The organism is Maribacter sp. MJ134 (genome assembly GCF_003970695.1).
Lineage (GTDB): Bacteria > Bacteroidota > Bacteroidia > Flavobacteriales > Flavobacteriaceae > Maribacter.
Map to the genome: position 1 here is coordinate 1,536,555 of NZ_CP034570.1, position 17,515 is coordinate 1,554,069.

Here is a 17,515-nt window from a genome sequence, read left to right on the forward strand (position 1 = left end):
GACAAGTATGAAAAAAATTATAAACACAACAAAAGCACCTGCCCCGATAGGCCCTTACAATCAAGCAGTTCTTAGCGGTAATACGCTCTATATTTCAGGACAAATACCGTTGAATCCTGAAACCGGATTACTGGTTCAAGGAGATATCAAGGAAGAAACCAAACAATCCATGGAAAACTTAAGGGTAATACTGGAAGAGGCAAAAATGAGTTTTGAGAACGTGGTAAAGTCTTCGATTTTTTTAAGCGATATGAATCAATTCTCAGAGGTGAACGAGGTATACGGCACCTACTTCAAAGCAGATACTGCTCCGGCCAGAGAAACCGTTGAAGTAGAGAATTTACCAAAGTTCGTGAATGTCGAAATTTCTATGATTGCAGTTCAGTAGTTAGTAGTTCGTAGTTCGTAGTTCGTAGTTCGTAGTTAATATAAGATGTTCAACTCTGACTACCACCATTTCAATTTCGTTGAATAGTGAGAATTTAAATTTTAAAAAATCTATTTCATTAAGTTCTTACAAGTAAACAACCTCAGAGCAGACTCACAAGACATTGGAAGCAAACTCTACATTTATTTCAACGCAAGCGTCGGAAGTATTGCAAATCTCTATTATCAAGTAAAAACTACATATTATCCCTGTGAAACTCTACTAAACCTTCAATAGGTCTTTGTCTGATAACACCTACAATAAGATCGTTTCGTTTTAAGACGTTGATCAATTCTTCTTTCAAGTAATGCGATATGCTACCAACAAAATTGATGGGCACTTTGGTAGCCAATTCAAATTGCATGACGTAATTATTGATAAATTGCTGAAATCCCTTGTCTATTACCCCCTTTGAATAAGGATGATCTTTATTCTCAATTAAAAACCGTGCAAAAGTAGCGAGGTAGGTATTGGGGTTGGGCTGTTTGTACAGGTTTTCTTTAATAACATCCGCTTCAAGATCGTATTGTTTAGCAAATTTTATTCCTAAATCCTGAGGCATTTTGTGGAAATAGTAGTCCCGTATAAGTTTACGACCAAAATAATTACCACTGCCATCATCCATTGGAATATAGCCCAAGGAAGTTACTTTCTGAAATAACTGATGACCGTCGTAATAGCTACAGTTGGATCCCGTACCCAGAATACAAACTATCCCTTGGTGACCTATTTTTACCGTTGCGAATATAGCGGCATAGGTATCTTCCTTCACTTCGGCCTTTGCATTGGGAAAGAAATCACTGAATATATCACGAAGGAACTTTTTCATACGATCTGTTCCGCAGCCTGCACCATAAAAATAGAGATGAGATACCTTCTCTTTGTTTTTAGAAAGCTCAAAATTGTTCGCCAAACGATCTTCGATTACCTCTCTAGTTAACACCTCCGGACTAAGTCCTAAAGTCTGTGTCAAAAAAAGCTGATTACCCTTATCATCCAATGCTATCCAATCTGACTTGGTTGCGCCACTATCAACAATTAAAACCATATGCTCATCTATTTAAAAAAGAATCCTGAAAATAAGGAAAAAATACCTCATTTTCAGGAAAATTCAATGTTAACTTTATACGTATTATAATGTATTAACGTGTTGAATCAAATCAACCATTTTGTTGGAAAAACCTGCTTCATTATCATACCAGCAAATCAACTTAAAGAACTTTGAGTTCAATTCTATTCCAGCGCCAGCATCGAAGATACTCGTTCTTGCATCGCCGATAAAATCCTGAGATACCAAAGCTTCTTCGGTATACCCTAAAACACCCTTTAATTCTCCTTCAGAAGCTGCTTTGAATGCCTTTTTAACTTCTTCGTATGAGGTCTCTTTTTCTAAACGTACGGTTAAATCAACGACAGATACATCTGCGGTTGGAACCCTAAAGGCCATACCTGTTAGTTTCCCCTTTAATTCTGGAATTACCTTGGTTACGGCCACTGCCGCACCTGTAGATGCCGGAATTATGTTTAGCATAGCACTTCTGCCACCTCTCCAATCCTTTTTGGAAGGACCATCGACAGTCATTTGTGTTGCCGTAGTCGCATGAACAGTGGTCATAAGAGCCTCTTCGATTCCGAAAGCATCATTTAATACTTTGGCCATAGGAGCTAAACAGTTCGTAGTACAAGAAGCGTTCGATACAATACTATCGGAAGCTTTTACACCTTTGTGGTTTACACCCATAACAAACATAGGGGCATCTTTAGAAGGAGCAGAAATAACTACCTTCTTAGCACCACCGTCTATGTGATATTGAGCAGTTTCCAGCGTAGTGAATATACCGGTACATTCCGCTACGGTATCCGCTCCAACTGCATCCCATTCTATATTCTTAGGATCTCTTTCTGCAGTAATACGGACGGTTTTTCCGTTAACTACCAAATGACCGTCCTTCACCTCAACAGTGCCGTCAAAATGTCCGTGAACGGAGTCATATTTAAGTAAGTAGGCCAAGTGCTCTACATCCAATAAATCGTTGATAGCAACTACATCTACATCACCTCTTTTTACTGTTGTTCTAAAAACCAGTCTCCCGATTCTACCAAATCCGTTAATTCCTATTTTTAAGTTTGACATTCTCTTGTTTTTATAAATTAAAATTATGTTGTCATTATTTCTGAAACCCTAATAAGTTCCTTGTCAATTTTTGTATGTCCTTTTATTGCCTTATTAATTGGTGTCAATATCAGCTTATTGTCCTGGACACCAACCATTAAGCTTGTTTTTCCTTCTAAAAGTGCTTCTACAGCCTTAACACCCATTCTGCTGGCTAAAACCCTATCGTAACAAGAGGGCGCTCCACCGCGTTGCATATGCCCTAATACTGAGACACGTACATCGTAAATCGGCAAATGCTCCTCTACATACTCCTTAAGTTCAAAAACGTTCTTTCCAGATTTATCACCTTCCGCAACAATAACGATACTTGAAGACTTACCGGACTCCTTACTCCTTTTTAAGGACTCAAGTAAACGATCCAATCCCAAGTTTTCTTCCGGTATTAATATTTCCTCAGCTCCTGCCCCTACTCCTGCATTTAATGCAATATGGCCTACATCCCTACCCATTACCTCAACAAAGAATAAGCGATTGTGTGAACTCGCCGTATCCCTTATCTTATCAATAGCCTCTACAACGGTATTCAATGCCGTATCAAAACCTAAGGTAAACGTGGTACCGAAAATATCGTTGTCTATTGTTCCAGGTATTCCTATTACGGGAAAGTCGTATTCTTGGTTGAATATCATTGCTCCTGTAAAGCTACCATCACCACCTATTACAACAAAGGCATCTATACCTTCTTTGACCAACTGATCATAAGCCTGTTTTCTTCCCTCAGGGTTTCTAAAATCTTCACAACGAGCCGATTTTAAAATAGTACCGCCCTTATTGATTATATTGTTAACGCTACGAGCGTCCATTGGCTTAAAATCTCCCTCTATCATCCCTTGATAGCCTCTATAAATTGCAACGCAATCTATCTTTAGATAAGCACAGGTTCTAACCACCGAACGAATGGCCGCATTCATACCGGGAGAGTCCCCACCAGAGGTCAATACCGCTATTTTCTTGATTTTTGTTGACATGAAAAAAATTAAGCCAACGAAATTACTAAAACTTATAGCAATAAAGAAATATTACTGGCTTGCTTTTGAAACGAAAACGATAGAAAAGACCTTCATTACGTTATTTTAACGATTAAACAAAGATTCCTAACAATTTCCTAACAAAAGACATCGTTTTATTACAATAAATTTATTGAATTGACTTAGGCTTTGCATAAAAGTTAAGAAGACTATCCCTCCCCATGACGGTTGGAATTTGCAAGCTATCATTTGGGATTTTCTTTTTTTCGACCTCGCTCCCTTGCTCCTTTTTTCGAAGTATTTTTCGGAACAGTTCCTTAAAGCTATTGAAGTCTACCTCATAGGATAACCCTGCCCCTTGTGTAGAACCCTGTTGGTCCGGTAAAAATGTTTGGATTTCGCTCTGACGGCTAAAAAATTTAGCGCTTAAAGTTCCTTCCTCGTTTAACAACACTTGTATTTCAAAATCCCCCGCTACCAGCGTTTCACTGGAAGCTCCTACCGGAACCCCTACTTTTCCATTAAACAGTACTCTGTCGCTTATCTGGGTCGAAACCGTTACCCCAATACGATCATCTGTTTCTATAGCGGCGTTCCTATCCTGGAGACCCTGTTCATAGGAAAGGCCAAAGTTTAGTTTATCATCGCCCCCTCCTAGAATAGAATTAAGTATACCGGATGCACTTTGCACTAAATTCCCGGTAATGGCTTGCTGATTGATACCACTTTGATCATTAACAAAAGTTCCTTGAGCCAATAAGAATATGGCATTCTTTTCTTCCACTGTTGGGTCTTGCAATCTGTATTCCAATTCGGATTGCACAATGGAATTAGTGCCAGGGAAATCTATTCCAAAATCAATATCCGGATTTTCCAGTTCACCCGTTAATTTGATGACCACATTGGTCGGAATCCTTCTGGTAAACCCTTGGTCATCCAATAGAGGAGCGGGGTTGGCATTTAAAGCATAAACCGCCTCCATACTAAGATTGGCCTCCAATGGTTTTTGGTCCCAATTAATGGTACCCCCAGGTTTCACGGTAAACTTTTTATCAATAATACCTCCAAATTTATAGTTGAATTCTCCCGTTACTACAACAAAGTCTCCATACATCTCAAACTTACCGTTCGTATTGATCTGTATCAAAATAATACCTTCCCCAGTACCTTTCAATGAACTTCCCGTTTTGGTGTCCGTCACTATTTCTACCTCAGCTTCGGGCGTTACATCGAGATTAAATTCTAGCTCTAGTCCCTGATAATCTTTTAGTTGGCGTTGCTCAGCTATTGTTTTAAGATCGTTCTTCTCGATAAAATTGATGAAGGAATAGTCACCGACACTAGCTACATCACTCAAAGGTATTTTTAAAGAGGTACCCCTTGCGGTTTCTCCATCAACATCTATGTTCAATGCAGTTGTGGGGCCATAAATACGCCCAGTACCATTAAGATAACCCGTGCCGTAATACAGGTCACCTTCCTCAAAATCTTTATTAAGGATAAGGAAACGATCATTGTTTGTATCTACGTTTAGATTAAGCACCCAATTATCAAAATAACTATGAGAAATGGTACCGTCCAAAGTAGCTTTTGTGCTATTGTACACATCTTGTAATGCTATATTTTCAAAGTTAAAGGTTTGATTTTCTAGTCGCACCCGTGATCTTGGGCCAAAACCATAATCAACATTGAGATAAGGAATTGCAATACCGGCATCATCCAGGGTCAAAAGACCATTAAAATCAGGATTGTCCACCTCTCCCGTAATATTGACCCTGCCGGACAGGTCTCCTCGAATATTATCTATAACACCTTCTCCCAAAGGGCTAAAAGGTTCTAAATCAAAATCATTGAAATTAGCGACCAAATTAGCCGTTGGCATTTTATTCGTATTATCCAACTTACCTACTACGGCAAATTTTTCGACCCCGTTATCTGAAAGTTGAGAATTTACCTGAAACTCCGTTAAATCTCTATTACCCACAATACTAATAGCCAAATCTCCCAAGCTCATTCCGTTGATTCCAAAGCCTTCAATATTAAGATTGGAAGAAGGTAAATAAATACCGTCCTTTTGCAGCACGTTGAGATTTCCGTTGACCTCGCCTTGCAGTTTAAGGCTGTCTATGACCGGGGTTATTTTATTCAGGGAAACTATCTTAAACTGCAATTGCAAATCTTTATAGGTAGAATCGGCCAATTGTCCTCTTAACCGTATCTGTTCTCGTTGCTCATTGTTCATTACGATTTCTTGTATGGTAATGCTATCCAATGAGCGGTTTAAAATAACCTTGTTCTTGGAATCCCCGTCCTTATTAAGGACCCAAGTATTCCCCTTAAAGCTTACATCCGAGGTCTTTAGACCTATGACGGACTTGTTTTCTTTATTAAAAGTGTGATAAAAGTTTAGATTGTAACTATCATTGAACTCGCTTCCTCCTTTAAATTCTGATCTAAAGAATAAGGTATCCTTTAGGGTGGTATTGATGAGATTAAAATCCTTTAAATTATAATACGGTGTATTTAGGTCACTTACTGTAACATAGGTATTGAACAACGGATTCTTATTATCAATTTTAACTTCAATATTATCCGCACTGTTCCCGAATGCCTGTATACTCGGGGACTCAAAATTAAGTTTAAAATCTCCCTCATCCGCAACTATTTTACCTTTAATAAAAGTATTAGGGTCAAACTTTACTTCCGGAAAAAAAACATCGACTATTTTGTTATATATTTTAAAATTGAAGGTGAGGTTCTGTCCATCCGATATTTGAAAAGGTCTATAATTGGTATAGATACTACCCAAGGAATTCTGCACCAATTTCCCTAGCTCTTTTACTCTAAAATCGCCTTTCATAAACCCGGTTATGATATCGGGGGAATTAATTTTTATGATGCGGGTATTTGGGTTCTCAAAAGAGGAGGTCACCGAAAAATCATCAAAATAATAGGTGTCGTTGGCATTCTGATAGTTGGTCTTACTGAAGTTGATATCTCCCACGATATTGTCTAAAGTGGTTCCATTGATGTTCATGTCCACATTACCTTTAAATATGGAAACACTATCGTTGATAAAGTTCAATTTCTTAAAATCAGCATAGGCTACTGCCGCTTTGAAATTAAAGTTATTCCTAGTTTCACCAAAGTCTGCCAACCCTTTAAAATCGAACTTAATGTTCTCATCATTACTACTCAAAGACCCATCGAACAACTGTTCTTTTAGAATACCGGAGACTTTTAAATCTTTATAATTGTATCGGTTAAATTCAATGCTATATATCTGTCCTATAACCTCGGTGTTCAGTTTTTCTTTTACAAAACCTTTACCCTCAACATTAAAATCAAGGCTGGTTTTTCCTAGACTTTTACTGTCCACGAAATCACCAAGGTCAAAATCTATCAAAGAAACAAAGCCTTTGTAGGCCGCATTATCTATGTTATTGAAATCGGTTATCACCATATCGGCATAACTACTACCAACGGCGGTATTGAGATTTACTTTAGCATCGATGGATGAATCTGTTATCAATGCATTTCCTCTAATGGTGAACTGTCCCAATTTACTAAACGTAGAAGGCAAAGAATTACCTATTAAATTAGGTAACAATGCATTTAATTGATAGTAACTACTGGTTACGTTCTTCATCTTAGCATCTAGTATGAAGCTTTTCTGTTTGTTAAAGAGATTTTTGAAATTAAAATCCCCGCGGATGCCCGTATTATCCGAAAACAAGAATAGATCGTCCGTATTGAGGTCATTGAGAACGCCGTTGACATTAGTTGTTAATGTGGCTATTTTGCCTTTACCAAACTCGTTATAAATTAAATTTATTTCATCAAAAGCAACTACCGATTCTTGAAAAACTGCCTCTACGTTGACCTTATTTAGGAAATCCTTGAAATCTTCTCGATTATAGTTAAATATTAAGTTGCCTTCCAGGTTAGACAAGGGCGTTTTTATATGTAAAGAATCAAAACGCATTTGTTGCTTGGTATATTTAAAATCTGTCTTTAGCCGCTCTACCTGTAGCCCCCGTTTACTGTAAAAAGACATTTCGTCTATATCTGCAGAAACTTCTGGACCCAGTATTTGAAAGTCGTTTGCCTGTATGTTTAATTTCTTGAACAACAGTACCTCGGCATTCTCAAGATTATCGTCTATATATTGAAATTTACTACGCTTTATATCTACGAAAGAAGAAGAGAAGAAAAACGGCGGAGTTCCTGGATTCCTGGGTTTGCCATCGTCCAATTTATCTATAAATACTTCCAAATTGGTATTACGTTCGCCGTAGTAACTTTTGAGTTTAAAGTGAAGGTCATCAACATCGATATCTCCAAATTCCAATTTTCCTTTGGCAAGGTTGCCAACACTGAGAATTGATGTTTTAAGTTCGCTAACGTAAAAAAGTGTGTCTTTTTGATAGTCTTCGATATACACACCTCTTAAAGCGGTATCCCATGTAATTAGCGATACTCTTAACTTTTCAATATTAATATTGGTGCCAAATTCTTTGTTTATAGTAGTGGTAGCATAGTTTGCCAATCTGGTCTGCACCACTTCAAGGGAAAGTATTATGGTACCCAAAACACATATCAATATCAGCACTAACAAAGTCCTGATGAGTATTTTCCTTAGTTTTTTGATAGCGCTTTATGTTTTACCTTTATCATCCAATTTTTATTCCAAAAATGCTAGAAAGCAAAAATATTTATATCCTCGCCATAGAATCTTCTTGTGACGACACTTCGGCTGCAGTACTTCAGAACAATATTGTGCTAAGTAACGTGGTTGCCAATCAGAAAATACATGAGGAATATGGAGGTGTGGTTCCGGAGCTCGCGTCTCGTGCACACCAACAAAATATAGTTCCCGTAGTAAATCAAGCTTTGGCTAAGGCAAATATCGATAAAAAACAGTTATCAGCCATAGCATTTACAAGAGGCCCGGGTCTAATGGGTTCACTTTTGGTCGGGACCTCTTTTGCGAAATCTCTAGCATTAGGTCTGAATATCCCATTAATAGAGGTAAATCACATGCAAGCCCATATTTTGGCGCATTTTATTAAGGAAGAACACATGGCTGCACCCAGTTTTCCATTTTTGGCATTGACCATTAGTGGAGGGCATACCCAAATAGTCAAGGTAGAGGACTATTTTAAAATGGAAATTCTTGGTCAAACATTGGACGACGCCGTTGGAGAAGCCTTTGATAAGAGTGCGAAAATCTTAGGATTACCCTATCCAGGAGGACCCTTAATAGACAAGTACGCTTCTAAGGGAAATCCTTTGCGTTTCGAGTTTCCCCAACCAAAAGTGGATGGTGTAAATTTTAGTTTTAGCGGACTAAAAACAAGCATCCTGTATTTCATTCAAAAGAAAACGAAAGAGGACCCCAATTTTATCAAAGAAAATCTAACGGACATTTGTGCCTCCATACAGTATACCATAGTAAAAATATTGATGAGTAAACTTAAAAAAGCGGTGAAGCTAACGGGTATAAAGCAAGTTGCCATAGGTGGCGGGGTATCCGCTAATTCTGGAATTAGAAGGGCCTTACAAGAAGCAGAGGAGAATTTAGGGTGGGTAACCTATAGTCCTAAATTTGAATACTGCACGGACAACGCGGGTATGATAGGAATCGTAGGGTATTTAAAGTTTTTGAACAAGGATTTTTCAGCACAGCATATTACTGCGAAAGCCAGATATATTATCTAATTAAAATAAGAAATTATGCAATTGTTTTTCAACGCCGAATTGACCAAAACCACCACAAGTTTTGAATTTGATGCCTTGGAGAGTAAGCACATCATTAAAGTGCTTAGAAGAAAACGTGGTGACCAATTGCAGATCACCAATGGAAAGGGCGCTATTTTTGAGGCAACTATAACCGATGACCATGTTAAAAAGTGCACCGTTACCATAACCAAGGTATCACATACCATTCCAAGAAGATATTGGCTACATATGGCAGTTGCTCCAACAAAAACAAACGAGAGATTTGAATGGTTTTTAGAAAAGGCTACTGAAATTGGCGTAAATGAAATAACACCCATAATCTGCGAAAGGTCCGAAAGAAAAACAGTGAAAACAGAACGCTTAAAGAAGGTGGTGCAAGCTGCTATGAAACAGTCTTTTCAATCCTATTTGCCCAAAGTTAACGAACCCGTTTCCCTTAAAGCATTTTTAGAACGACCTAAAGAAGGCTTACTGTTTGTTGCACATTGCGAAGATGATGTAGAAAAGTATGAACTTAAAAGAAGGGTGGCGCCAGACAAACCGGTAACCATCTTAATTGGGCCTGAAGGCGATTTTAGCTCCCAAGAAATCAAACAAGCCACTACGAATGGATTTCTACCCGTTTCCATGGGTAGAAATAGGTTGCGAACAGAAACGGCCGGCATCGTAGCATGCGCTACCATAGCCATGATTAACAATGGCTAATTGCCAAGGGCTAACTTAGCTCCTCCCGTAATATCAAGATTATGGTCCTGTACCAGTAGAAAGACAGAAACTTTATCTTTACTTGTAACCATATCTGGAATCAAGACAGCACCTTCTCCATTTTCAGCTGTTAAGGGAATTGTCTTCTCGCCTACCACTATGTTCGCGTTTTTTAGACTTCTATTTCTATTCTCACCCCTTTTTACCTGAGTAATACGTTCATTCAAAACCGTAACAAGTCGTAATTCCTTATCCTTCAAATTACCCTCAACTTCGTAACTAAAAACAAATTTATCATCTACCCTTTTCCCTTGAAAACTGATCGGATTTATTTGCTCTAGGTTCTTATACGAATCTATTTTATTAATGATTTTCGTTTTATGAGACCCTACGAGATGTTCCTTACCATTAATGACCAATTGCGGTGTATAATTACTTCTACTTCTAAACTTGATATTATAATTGCGCTGTTTTTGCGTATAATCACTTGAGCTAAAAGGGTCTTCCCAGCCGATGTAGTTCCAATAATCTACGTGATAGGAGAGCGCCAGCACATTGTCCGGATATAAATTTTGAACATCGTGCAGAAATGCATCAGCTGGCGGACAACTAGAGCATCCCTGAGAGGTAAAAAGTTCTAAGACCACAAGACCGTTGGCCGCTTCAGAACTTTTCCATTCCTTCGTAAGAGTAGCCGTTTTTTCTGTATTGTACTCTTTAAACGCCATTAGCACAAGGACTAAACTGAATATGACCGGAAGTATTAATTTTCTCATAACTGAATATTTAAAACTTGAACTATTTTAAAGCACTGGTCCAATTATCAACCGTACTTTTGATTTGTTTCAAAGTGATTATATGTAAATTTGATAAAGGATTATTCGAACGGACATGAAACACCTTACAGCCATTTGCATTTTTTGGCTTTTATTTATGAATTCGACAACGAATGCTCAGGATATTGCAATTTTAAAATATCCCGGCGGTGGAGACTGGTACGCCAACCCTACGGCATTACCAAATCTAATTAAGTTTTGTAATGCCAATATCGGTACACAGATAAATGAAAAACCTGGAACTGTAGAAGCAAACAATAGTCTCATTTTTCAATACCCACTGTTACACATGACAGGACATGGCAACGTAGTATTTACCGATGTTGAAATTGAAAACCTTAGACAGTATCTTTTAGGAGGCGGCTTTCTTCACATAGATGACAACTACGGAATGAAGCCTTACGTAATAAGGGAAATCGCTAGATTATTTCCGAGCAAGTCTTTGGAGGAATTGGGAGCCGACCATCCCCTATTTTCTCAAGAATTTAAATTCAATCAAGGGCTTCCCAAAATTCATGAGCACGACGGTAATAGACCGCAAGCGTTAGGTATTTTTCATAATAATAGATTGGTGCTCTTACTTACGGTTGAGTCAGACCTGGGTGATGGCTGGGAAGATCCAGCTGTACATAACGATTCCGAAGAAGTTAGAGCTAATGCGCTGAAGATGGGAGCGAACATAATTTCCTATGTTTTTAAAAGTTAAACTATGACATCGAAGATTATTGCCAATGGCATATTAAAAGCAGTCGGGATTATCACTGGGGTTTTACTTCTTTTATACTTCCTCTATATCATTCGCTCCGTAATAGCATATTTGGCAATAGCCGTAGTGATTGCTTTGATAGGAAGACCTATTGTTATATTCTTGAGAAGAAAACTAAAATTCCCGAACATTTTGGCCGTTGTCCTGGCCATGCTTATTATGGTAGGAATTTTAGCGAGTATTGTGGCCTTGTTCATACCTCTGATTTCCGAACAGGGCAAGAATTTATCACTTCTAAATATAGACGAACTTCAGGACAGCATCAATAAATTGTATGACCAAATAACCCAGTATTTGGGGCTATCTTCTGAGGTGGTGGAAGATGTTATTGAAGATGCGAAAATTGAGAAAAATATCCTGGAGGGACTAGACCTGGGGTTTATACCAGATTTTTTGAACTCGTTTTTAGATGTTTTAGGAACAGCGAGTATTGGTCTATTTTCCGTTTTATTTATTTCTTTCTTTTTTCTTAAGGACAGTAAACTTTTTCAGAATGGACTTTTAACTTTTGTTCCAAAAACAAAAGAAGGAGGTACTATCAATTCAATAGATAAAATAAACAATTTACTTTCCAGATATTTTCTGGGTCTTCTCCTTCAGATATTCATTTTGTTCGTTATCTACACCATAGTCCTCTTGATTGTAGGTATTGAAAATGCAATAGTAATCGCTTTCCTATGCGCCTTATTTAATGTCATCCCGTATATAGGGCCAATTATTGGAGGGGTCATCATGATTATGTTGACCATGACCAGCAATCTTGGTTCGGATTTCAGTACTATAATCCTTCCGAAAACAGGCTATGTACTCATAGGGCTAGTCATTGGTCAGTTAGTGGATAACTTTTTCTCTCAGCCTTTAATTTTCTCCAATAGTGTTAAATCACATCCGTTGGAAATATTCTTAGTGATTATCATTGCCGGACTTCTCTTTGGTGTGGTAGGAATGATAGTTGCCGTTCCTGGTTACACGGCAATTAAGGTCATTTTAAAGGAGTTTTTATCGGATAATAAAATAGTTAAATCTCTTACAAGGAATTTATAGCGTTAGAGTGAATTTAAACTTACTTAAACCCGAAGTACAAGACTATATAGAGGATCATCTTTATGACGATGTCACCAAAATAGTTCTCAAGAAGTCGCCCTTCCCAGGCTGTACATCGCAAGAAATAGCGGTGCAAATTGAAGCAAAATCTAGAATCGCCAAGAAGCTGCCTTCTTGGTTTCACAAGAAAGGAATCTACTACGCCAACAAGTTGAACCTATCACAGACTTCTTCTGAAGCTACGGCAACCTACAAGGCGAATATTGTAAAGGGTAGAACTCTTTTAGATTTAACCGCAGGTTTCGGGGTAGATAGTTATGCATTTAGCAAAAAAATGAACCAGGTTTGGCATTTAGAGAAAAATACGGAGCTTTCTCAAATTGCCACGTATAATTTCAAGGTACTAAATGCAACCAATATTAAGTCGATACCTGAAAATGGTCTAAATTTTTTAAAAAAGACTAATCTCGTTTTTGACTTCATTTATCTAGACCCTTCAAGACGCAATGAATCCAAGGAAAAAGTATTTTTCCTCTCCGATTGCGAACCGGACGTCACCGAACATTTAGAATTTCTTTTCACCAAATCCAATAATATCCTCATAAAGACCGGACCATTGTTGGATATTAAGGCGGGGCTAAATCAACTTAGTTGTGTAAATGCAATTCACGTGGTAGCATTGGATAATGAGGTTAAAGAAGTCATCTGGGAGTTAGAAAAAGGCTTTTCGGGCCAACCTGTGATCAGAGCCGTCAACTTAAGAAAAAATAAGAGCGATACCTTCATATTTAAGGAGCAGGAAGAGAAAGATGCGTTAGCTTATTTTTCTTCACCCTTAAACTATTTATACGAACCTAATGCAGCCATACTGAAATCAGGCGCCTACAAATTAATCGGTAATCGTTTTAACATCAATAAGATTAGCCAACATACTCATTTATATACCTCTAAAAGTTTAGAAGATTTTCCAGGAAGAAGCTTTAAGATACTTAAAGTCTTGCCCTATAATAAAACTGAACTAAAGATACTTCGTTCTACAAAAGCCAATATTACCGCTAGAAATTTCCCTGAATCCGTTTCGGAAATAAGAAAAAGATTGAAAATAAAGGATGGTGGGGAGAAATACCTATTTTTTACTAAAGATGTAAATGAAGGGCTTATTGTAATATGCTGCATTAAAACGGCTTCTTTCTAAAGCGGATGAAGCAGTAAAAAATTAACATAAAATTTCAAAAAAATCAAAGCGTTCTATAACGTTATAGTAGGGCTTACTCAAACGTTATAGAGACACCCTTGAGGCCATAAATCGATAACATTTTATCCGGCAATTGTTAAAAAAAGTAAATTGTCGAAATGACAATATTCTCCTTACGAAATAACAGAAACTTATATTTTATAGGCACTACAGTGGTAATCCATTAAAAATTTAAGATATTATCTATATGCCTCCATTATAAAAAATCAGTTGAAGTTGTCACTATTTTCACTTAATTGTATTATAATTATGCTAAATTTTGTTTTTTTTAACACATCTGAGTGGTCAACAGATGAGGAAAAAATGGCAAAATTTTAAAATTTTATTTTTAAACTAACAAACAACAAAAGATTATGAATCAAGAACATGATTACAAATCGGTAAAATCCCGAAGAAGAGGATTTCCTCTCAAGATGGGTCTTTTATCGATGCTTATTTGTCTAGGTGCTCAAATAGCACAGGCAAATGAAGGAACTATTTTTCTGAACGAAACACTTGACGTCAAAATGCAGTCAACGGTCACTGGAACGGTTACTGATGACACAGGCTCCCCATTGCCTGGTGCTAGTGTAGTAGTAAAAGGTACCACTAATGGTACTCAAACTGACTTTGATGGTAATTTCACCTTGGACGTAAATGGTGATGCCACATTGATATTCAGCTATATTGGTTTTAAAAGTCAAGAAATTGCAGTTAACGGTAATAGCGTAGTGAACGCGACTCTTTCAGAAGATGCGGCTGCATTAGACGAGGTTATTGTAACGGGTTATTCTACTCAAACTAGAGGTGACTTAACAGGTTCCGTAGCGTCGGTAGACATTTCGGAAGCTACAAAGCAACCACTTGTTAACGTAGCGGAGGCCTTAGAAGGTAGGGTAACTGGGGTAACCATTACCAACGCAGGTACGCCGGGTGGAAATCCAGTAGTACGTATAAGAGGTTTTGGTACGCCGAACAACAATAACCCGCTTTATATAATTGATGGGTTACAGACCACTGACCCTGGTATTTTGAATAACATAAACCCTGCGGATATCGCACAGATGAACGTTTTAAAAGATGGTGCAGCGTCTATTTATGGTGCAAGAGCTTCTAACGGTGTAATCATTGTGACTACCAAAAACGGAGCTTACAATCAGAATAAACTATCTGTAAACGTTGAATTTTCTTCGGGATTTGCTACGGTAGCAAACCTTCCTGACCAAGTAAATGCACAACAATTGGGAGATGTTATCTTTGAGAGTAAATTAAATGATGCCATTAGAACAGGTGGTGATGTGAACGCCATTACACATCCGCAATATTTCCCTAATGGAGGTGCTCCAACAGTACCATCGCAATTATTAGGGGTTAGCCTTCAAGGTACTGGTGAAGCAGTTACTGCCGTTGTAAGACCTGGCGGCACAAGATGGTTAGAGGAAATTTTTAGGGTTGCACCGGCACAAAATTTTAGTGCTACCATATCAAACGGTAACGAAAGCGGTAAATATTCTTTTAGTGCGGGTTACATTAATAGGGACGGTATTCAATTAAATACTGGCTTTAAGAGGGCACAACTTCGTTTTAACTCCGAGTACAAAATCGGTGATCGCCTTACCGTAGGTGAGCATGCCAATTTATCCTTTAGTAACCAGAGAGTAGGTAATGTTACCGAATTGGCCCTTCGTATAAGTCCACTTGTTCCGATCAGAGATAGTGAAGGAAGATTTGCAGGAACTTACAATAATGCAAGAGGTCTTTCCAATGCGGAAAATCCGGTGGCAATATTAAATAGGGATGCGGACGATTTCAACAAGCAGACCCGTATTTTAGGGGATGTTTACGCTAACCTAGAATTGGCAGACGGTCTTAATCTAAAAACTGTTATCGGTGGAGATATTAGCCTTAACAATCTTCGCGATTTTAGAGCTACTGACCCGGAATCTGCGGAACCAAGAGCTACGAATAGTTTAAGGGAACGTAACGCTCAATTCTATAACTGGACGTGGACAAACACCTTGAACTATGTCAAAACTTTTGGCAAGCACAATGTTAATGCCTTGTTAGGGTATGAAGCTAACAGTGTTACCGGTAAATCCTTAGAGGTATCCGCAACGGGCTTCTTGTTTGAGACACCGGATTTTTATCAATTAAGTAACGCGTCTGGTGCGCCAATTGTCAATCCTGGTGAAACTTTCGATTTTGAAAACACCTTATCTTCGATATTTGGTTCTGCCAATTACTCTTATGATAACAAATACCTAGTTACTGCTACGGTTCGTAGAGATAGATCTTCACGTTTCTTAGGAGATAATCAAAGCGGTGTTTTTCCAGCCTTCAGTGCCGGTTGGATCATGAGTAACGAAGGCTTCTTCCCAGAGGATGGTATTATGAATAGATTAAAGTTTAAATTTTCTTGGGGTGCATTAGGTAATCAAGAATTACCTGTAAGCAATCCTACACAGAATATTTCTTCGCTGAACAATCAGCAGGCAAACTTTGCTTTTAATGGAACCGGGACAGCAGCAACTGGTGCTATTCTTTCTCAGGTAGGTAATCCTGATTTGACCTGGGAAACGAGTGAAACCTTAAATATTGGTGCAGAAATGGGCTTTTTTGATAATGCCTTGACCATGTCAGTTGAATATTTTAAACTGACCACTAATGACCTCATTGCACAAGATTTTACGGTTATTGGAGATACGGCTATTGATGCCAACCCTCCTTTTGTAAATTTAGGTTCGGTTGAAAACACTGGTGTAGATTTCAGTATTGCTTACCAAAATCAGGCAAATGATGATTTCAGCTACGGTGCTGCATTGAATATATCTACTTATAAAAATGAAGTTACGGAACTGGCAAGTGAATTTCAGTTAGGAAATGGTTTTAGAACGGGTGTTTTTAACAGAACGCAAGTAGGTCAGCCATTGGCATCTTTCTTTGGTAGGGTCGTAGATGGTATTTACCGTTCAGAAGCGGAAGTAGCTGCAGGGCCAGACCAGGGCTTTCCAAATGATTTGGCCGGTGTGGGTCGTTTAAGGTACCGTGATTTAAATGGGGACAACGTTATCAACGATGACGACAGGGATTTTATCGGAAATCCGCACCCAGATTTCACTTTAGGTCTTAACTTAAATGCGAATTATAAAAATTGGGACTTTAGCGCATTTTTCTCTGGTCAAGTAGGAAATGATATCTACAACTTTGACAGAATCTATACCGATTTTGGAACCTTCCCTGACGGAAGCAGAAGTACGAGAGTGTTAGATTCTTTTAATCCAACGACTAACCCCAATGGTAACGCACCAGCCTTAAGCTTTGCTGTTTTGAACAGTGAGACGAATCCGAACTCCTTCTTTGTAGAAGATGGTTCTTTTGTACGTTTAAAAAACCTCTCTATTGGTTACAGCTTTCCAAATACTTTAACCGATAAGTGGGGAATAGACAACGTTAGGTTATATATAAACGCCACGAACCTATTTACGATTACGGGCTATAATGGGCTAGATCCAGAGATACGTCCAGGTAACGTTAATAATGGTTTAACTATTGGTGTTGATAATAATACCTTTCCTTTGTCTAGAATATTCTTATTTGGAGTTAATTTAAAATTGTAA

Annotated in this window: 12 protein-coding genes; 7 read left to right on the forward strand and 5 right to left on the reverse strand. The window is 38.1% G+C overall.

The window, feature by feature from the left end; all coding sequences use genetic code 11:
• Positions 1-7 precede the first annotated feature (7 nt).
• Positions 8-388 (forward strand): RidA family protein, encoded by a 381-nt coding sequence (locus tag EJ994_RS06690; RefSeq protein ID WP_126591761.1) that lies wholly within the window; start codon positions 8-10, stop codon positions 386-388.
• Between the two features lie 235 nt (positions 389-623).
• Here the strand turns inward: EJ994_RS06690 and EJ994_RS06695 are convergent, their stop codons facing one another.
• The 4 genes from EJ994_RS06695 to EJ994_RS06710 form a co-directional block, all read right to left on the reverse strand.
• Positions 624-1,475: an N-acetylglucosamine kinase gene (locus tag EJ994_RS06695; RefSeq protein ID WP_126591762.1), complete on the reverse strand. Its 852-nt coding sequence runs from the start codon at positions 1,473-1,475 to the stop codon at positions 624-626.
• 84 nt (positions 1,476-1,559) lie between these two features.
• Complete coding sequence (gap, locus tag EJ994_RS06700; protein WP_126591763.1) at positions 1,560-2,561, reverse strand: type I glyceraldehyde-3-phosphate dehydrogenase; 1,002 nt, start codon at positions 2,559-2,561, stop codon at positions 1,560-1,562.
• Between the two features lie 23 nt (positions 2,562-2,584).
• Complete coding sequence (gene pfkA / locus EJ994_RS06705; RefSeq protein ID WP_099572648.1) at positions 2,585-3,571, reverse strand: 6-phosphofructokinase; 987 nt, start codon at positions 3,569-3,571, stop codon at positions 2,585-2,587.
• A gap of 169 nt (positions 3,572-3,740) precedes the next feature.
• Complete coding sequence (locus EJ994_RS06710; RefSeq protein ID WP_241240873.1) at positions 3,741-8,162, reverse strand: translocation/assembly module TamB domain-containing protein; 4,422 nt, start codon at positions 8,160-8,162, stop codon at positions 3,741-3,743.
• Between the two features lie 104 nt (positions 8,163-8,266).
• Here EJ994_RS06710 and tsaD point away from each other — a divergent pair, with 104 nt between their 5' ends.
• On the forward strand, positions 8,267-9,292 hold the full coding sequence (tsaD, locus tag EJ994_RS06715; protein WP_126591765.1) for a tRNA (adenosine(37)-N6)-threonylcarbamoyltransferase complex transferase subunit TsaD: 1,026 nt from the start codon (positions 8,267-8,269) through the stop codon (positions 9,290-9,292).
• A gap of 15 nt (positions 9,293-9,307) precedes the next feature.
• The gene (locus EJ994_RS06720) at positions 9,308-10,018 is read left to right on the forward strand and encodes a 16S rRNA (uracil(1498)-N(3))-methyltransferase (RefSeq protein ID WP_126591766.1); all 711 of its coding nucleotides are present in this window, start codon (positions 9,308-9,310) and stop codon (positions 10,016-10,018) included.
• Here the strand turns inward: EJ994_RS06720 and EJ994_RS06725 are convergent.
• Entirely contained in the window at positions 10,015-10,794 is a 780-nt protein-coding gene (locus tag EJ994_RS06725) for a DUF1223 domain-containing protein (protein WP_126591767.1), read from the reverse strand. The genes EJ994_RS06720 and EJ994_RS06725 overlap by 4 nt on opposite strands.
• 157 nt (positions 10,795-10,951) lie before the next feature.
• Here EJ994_RS06725 and EJ994_RS06730 point away from each other — a divergent pair, with 157 nt between their 5' ends.
• The 4 genes from EJ994_RS06730 (at position 10,952) to EJ994_RS06745 (ending at position 17,515) form a co-directional block, all read left to right on the forward strand.
• Positions 10,952-11,560, forward strand: a complete 609-nt coding sequence (locus tag EJ994_RS06730; RefSeq protein WP_410504170.1) for a DUF4159 domain-containing protein — start codon at positions 10,952-10,954, stop codon at positions 11,558-11,560.
• Positions 11,561-11,563: 3 nt separating this feature from the next.
• Positions 11,564-12,664 (forward strand): AI-2E family transporter, encoded by a 1,101-nt coding sequence (locus EJ994_RS06735; RefSeq protein ID WP_126591769.1) that lies wholly within the window; start codon positions 11,564-11,566, stop codon positions 12,662-12,664.
• 7 nt (positions 12,665-12,671) lie between these two features.
• Positions 12,672-13,859, forward strand: coding sequence for a THUMP-like domain-containing protein (locus EJ994_RS06740; RefSeq protein ID WP_126591770.1), 1,188 nt, complete (start codon positions 12,672-12,674; stop codon positions 13,857-13,859).
• A 413-nt stretch (positions 13,860-14,272) separates the two neighbouring features.
• Positions 14,273-17,515 (forward strand): SusC/RagA family TonB-linked outer membrane protein, encoded by a 3,243-nt coding sequence (locus tag EJ994_RS06745; RefSeq protein ID WP_241240874.1) that lies wholly within the window; start codon positions 14,273-14,275, stop codon positions 17,513-17,515.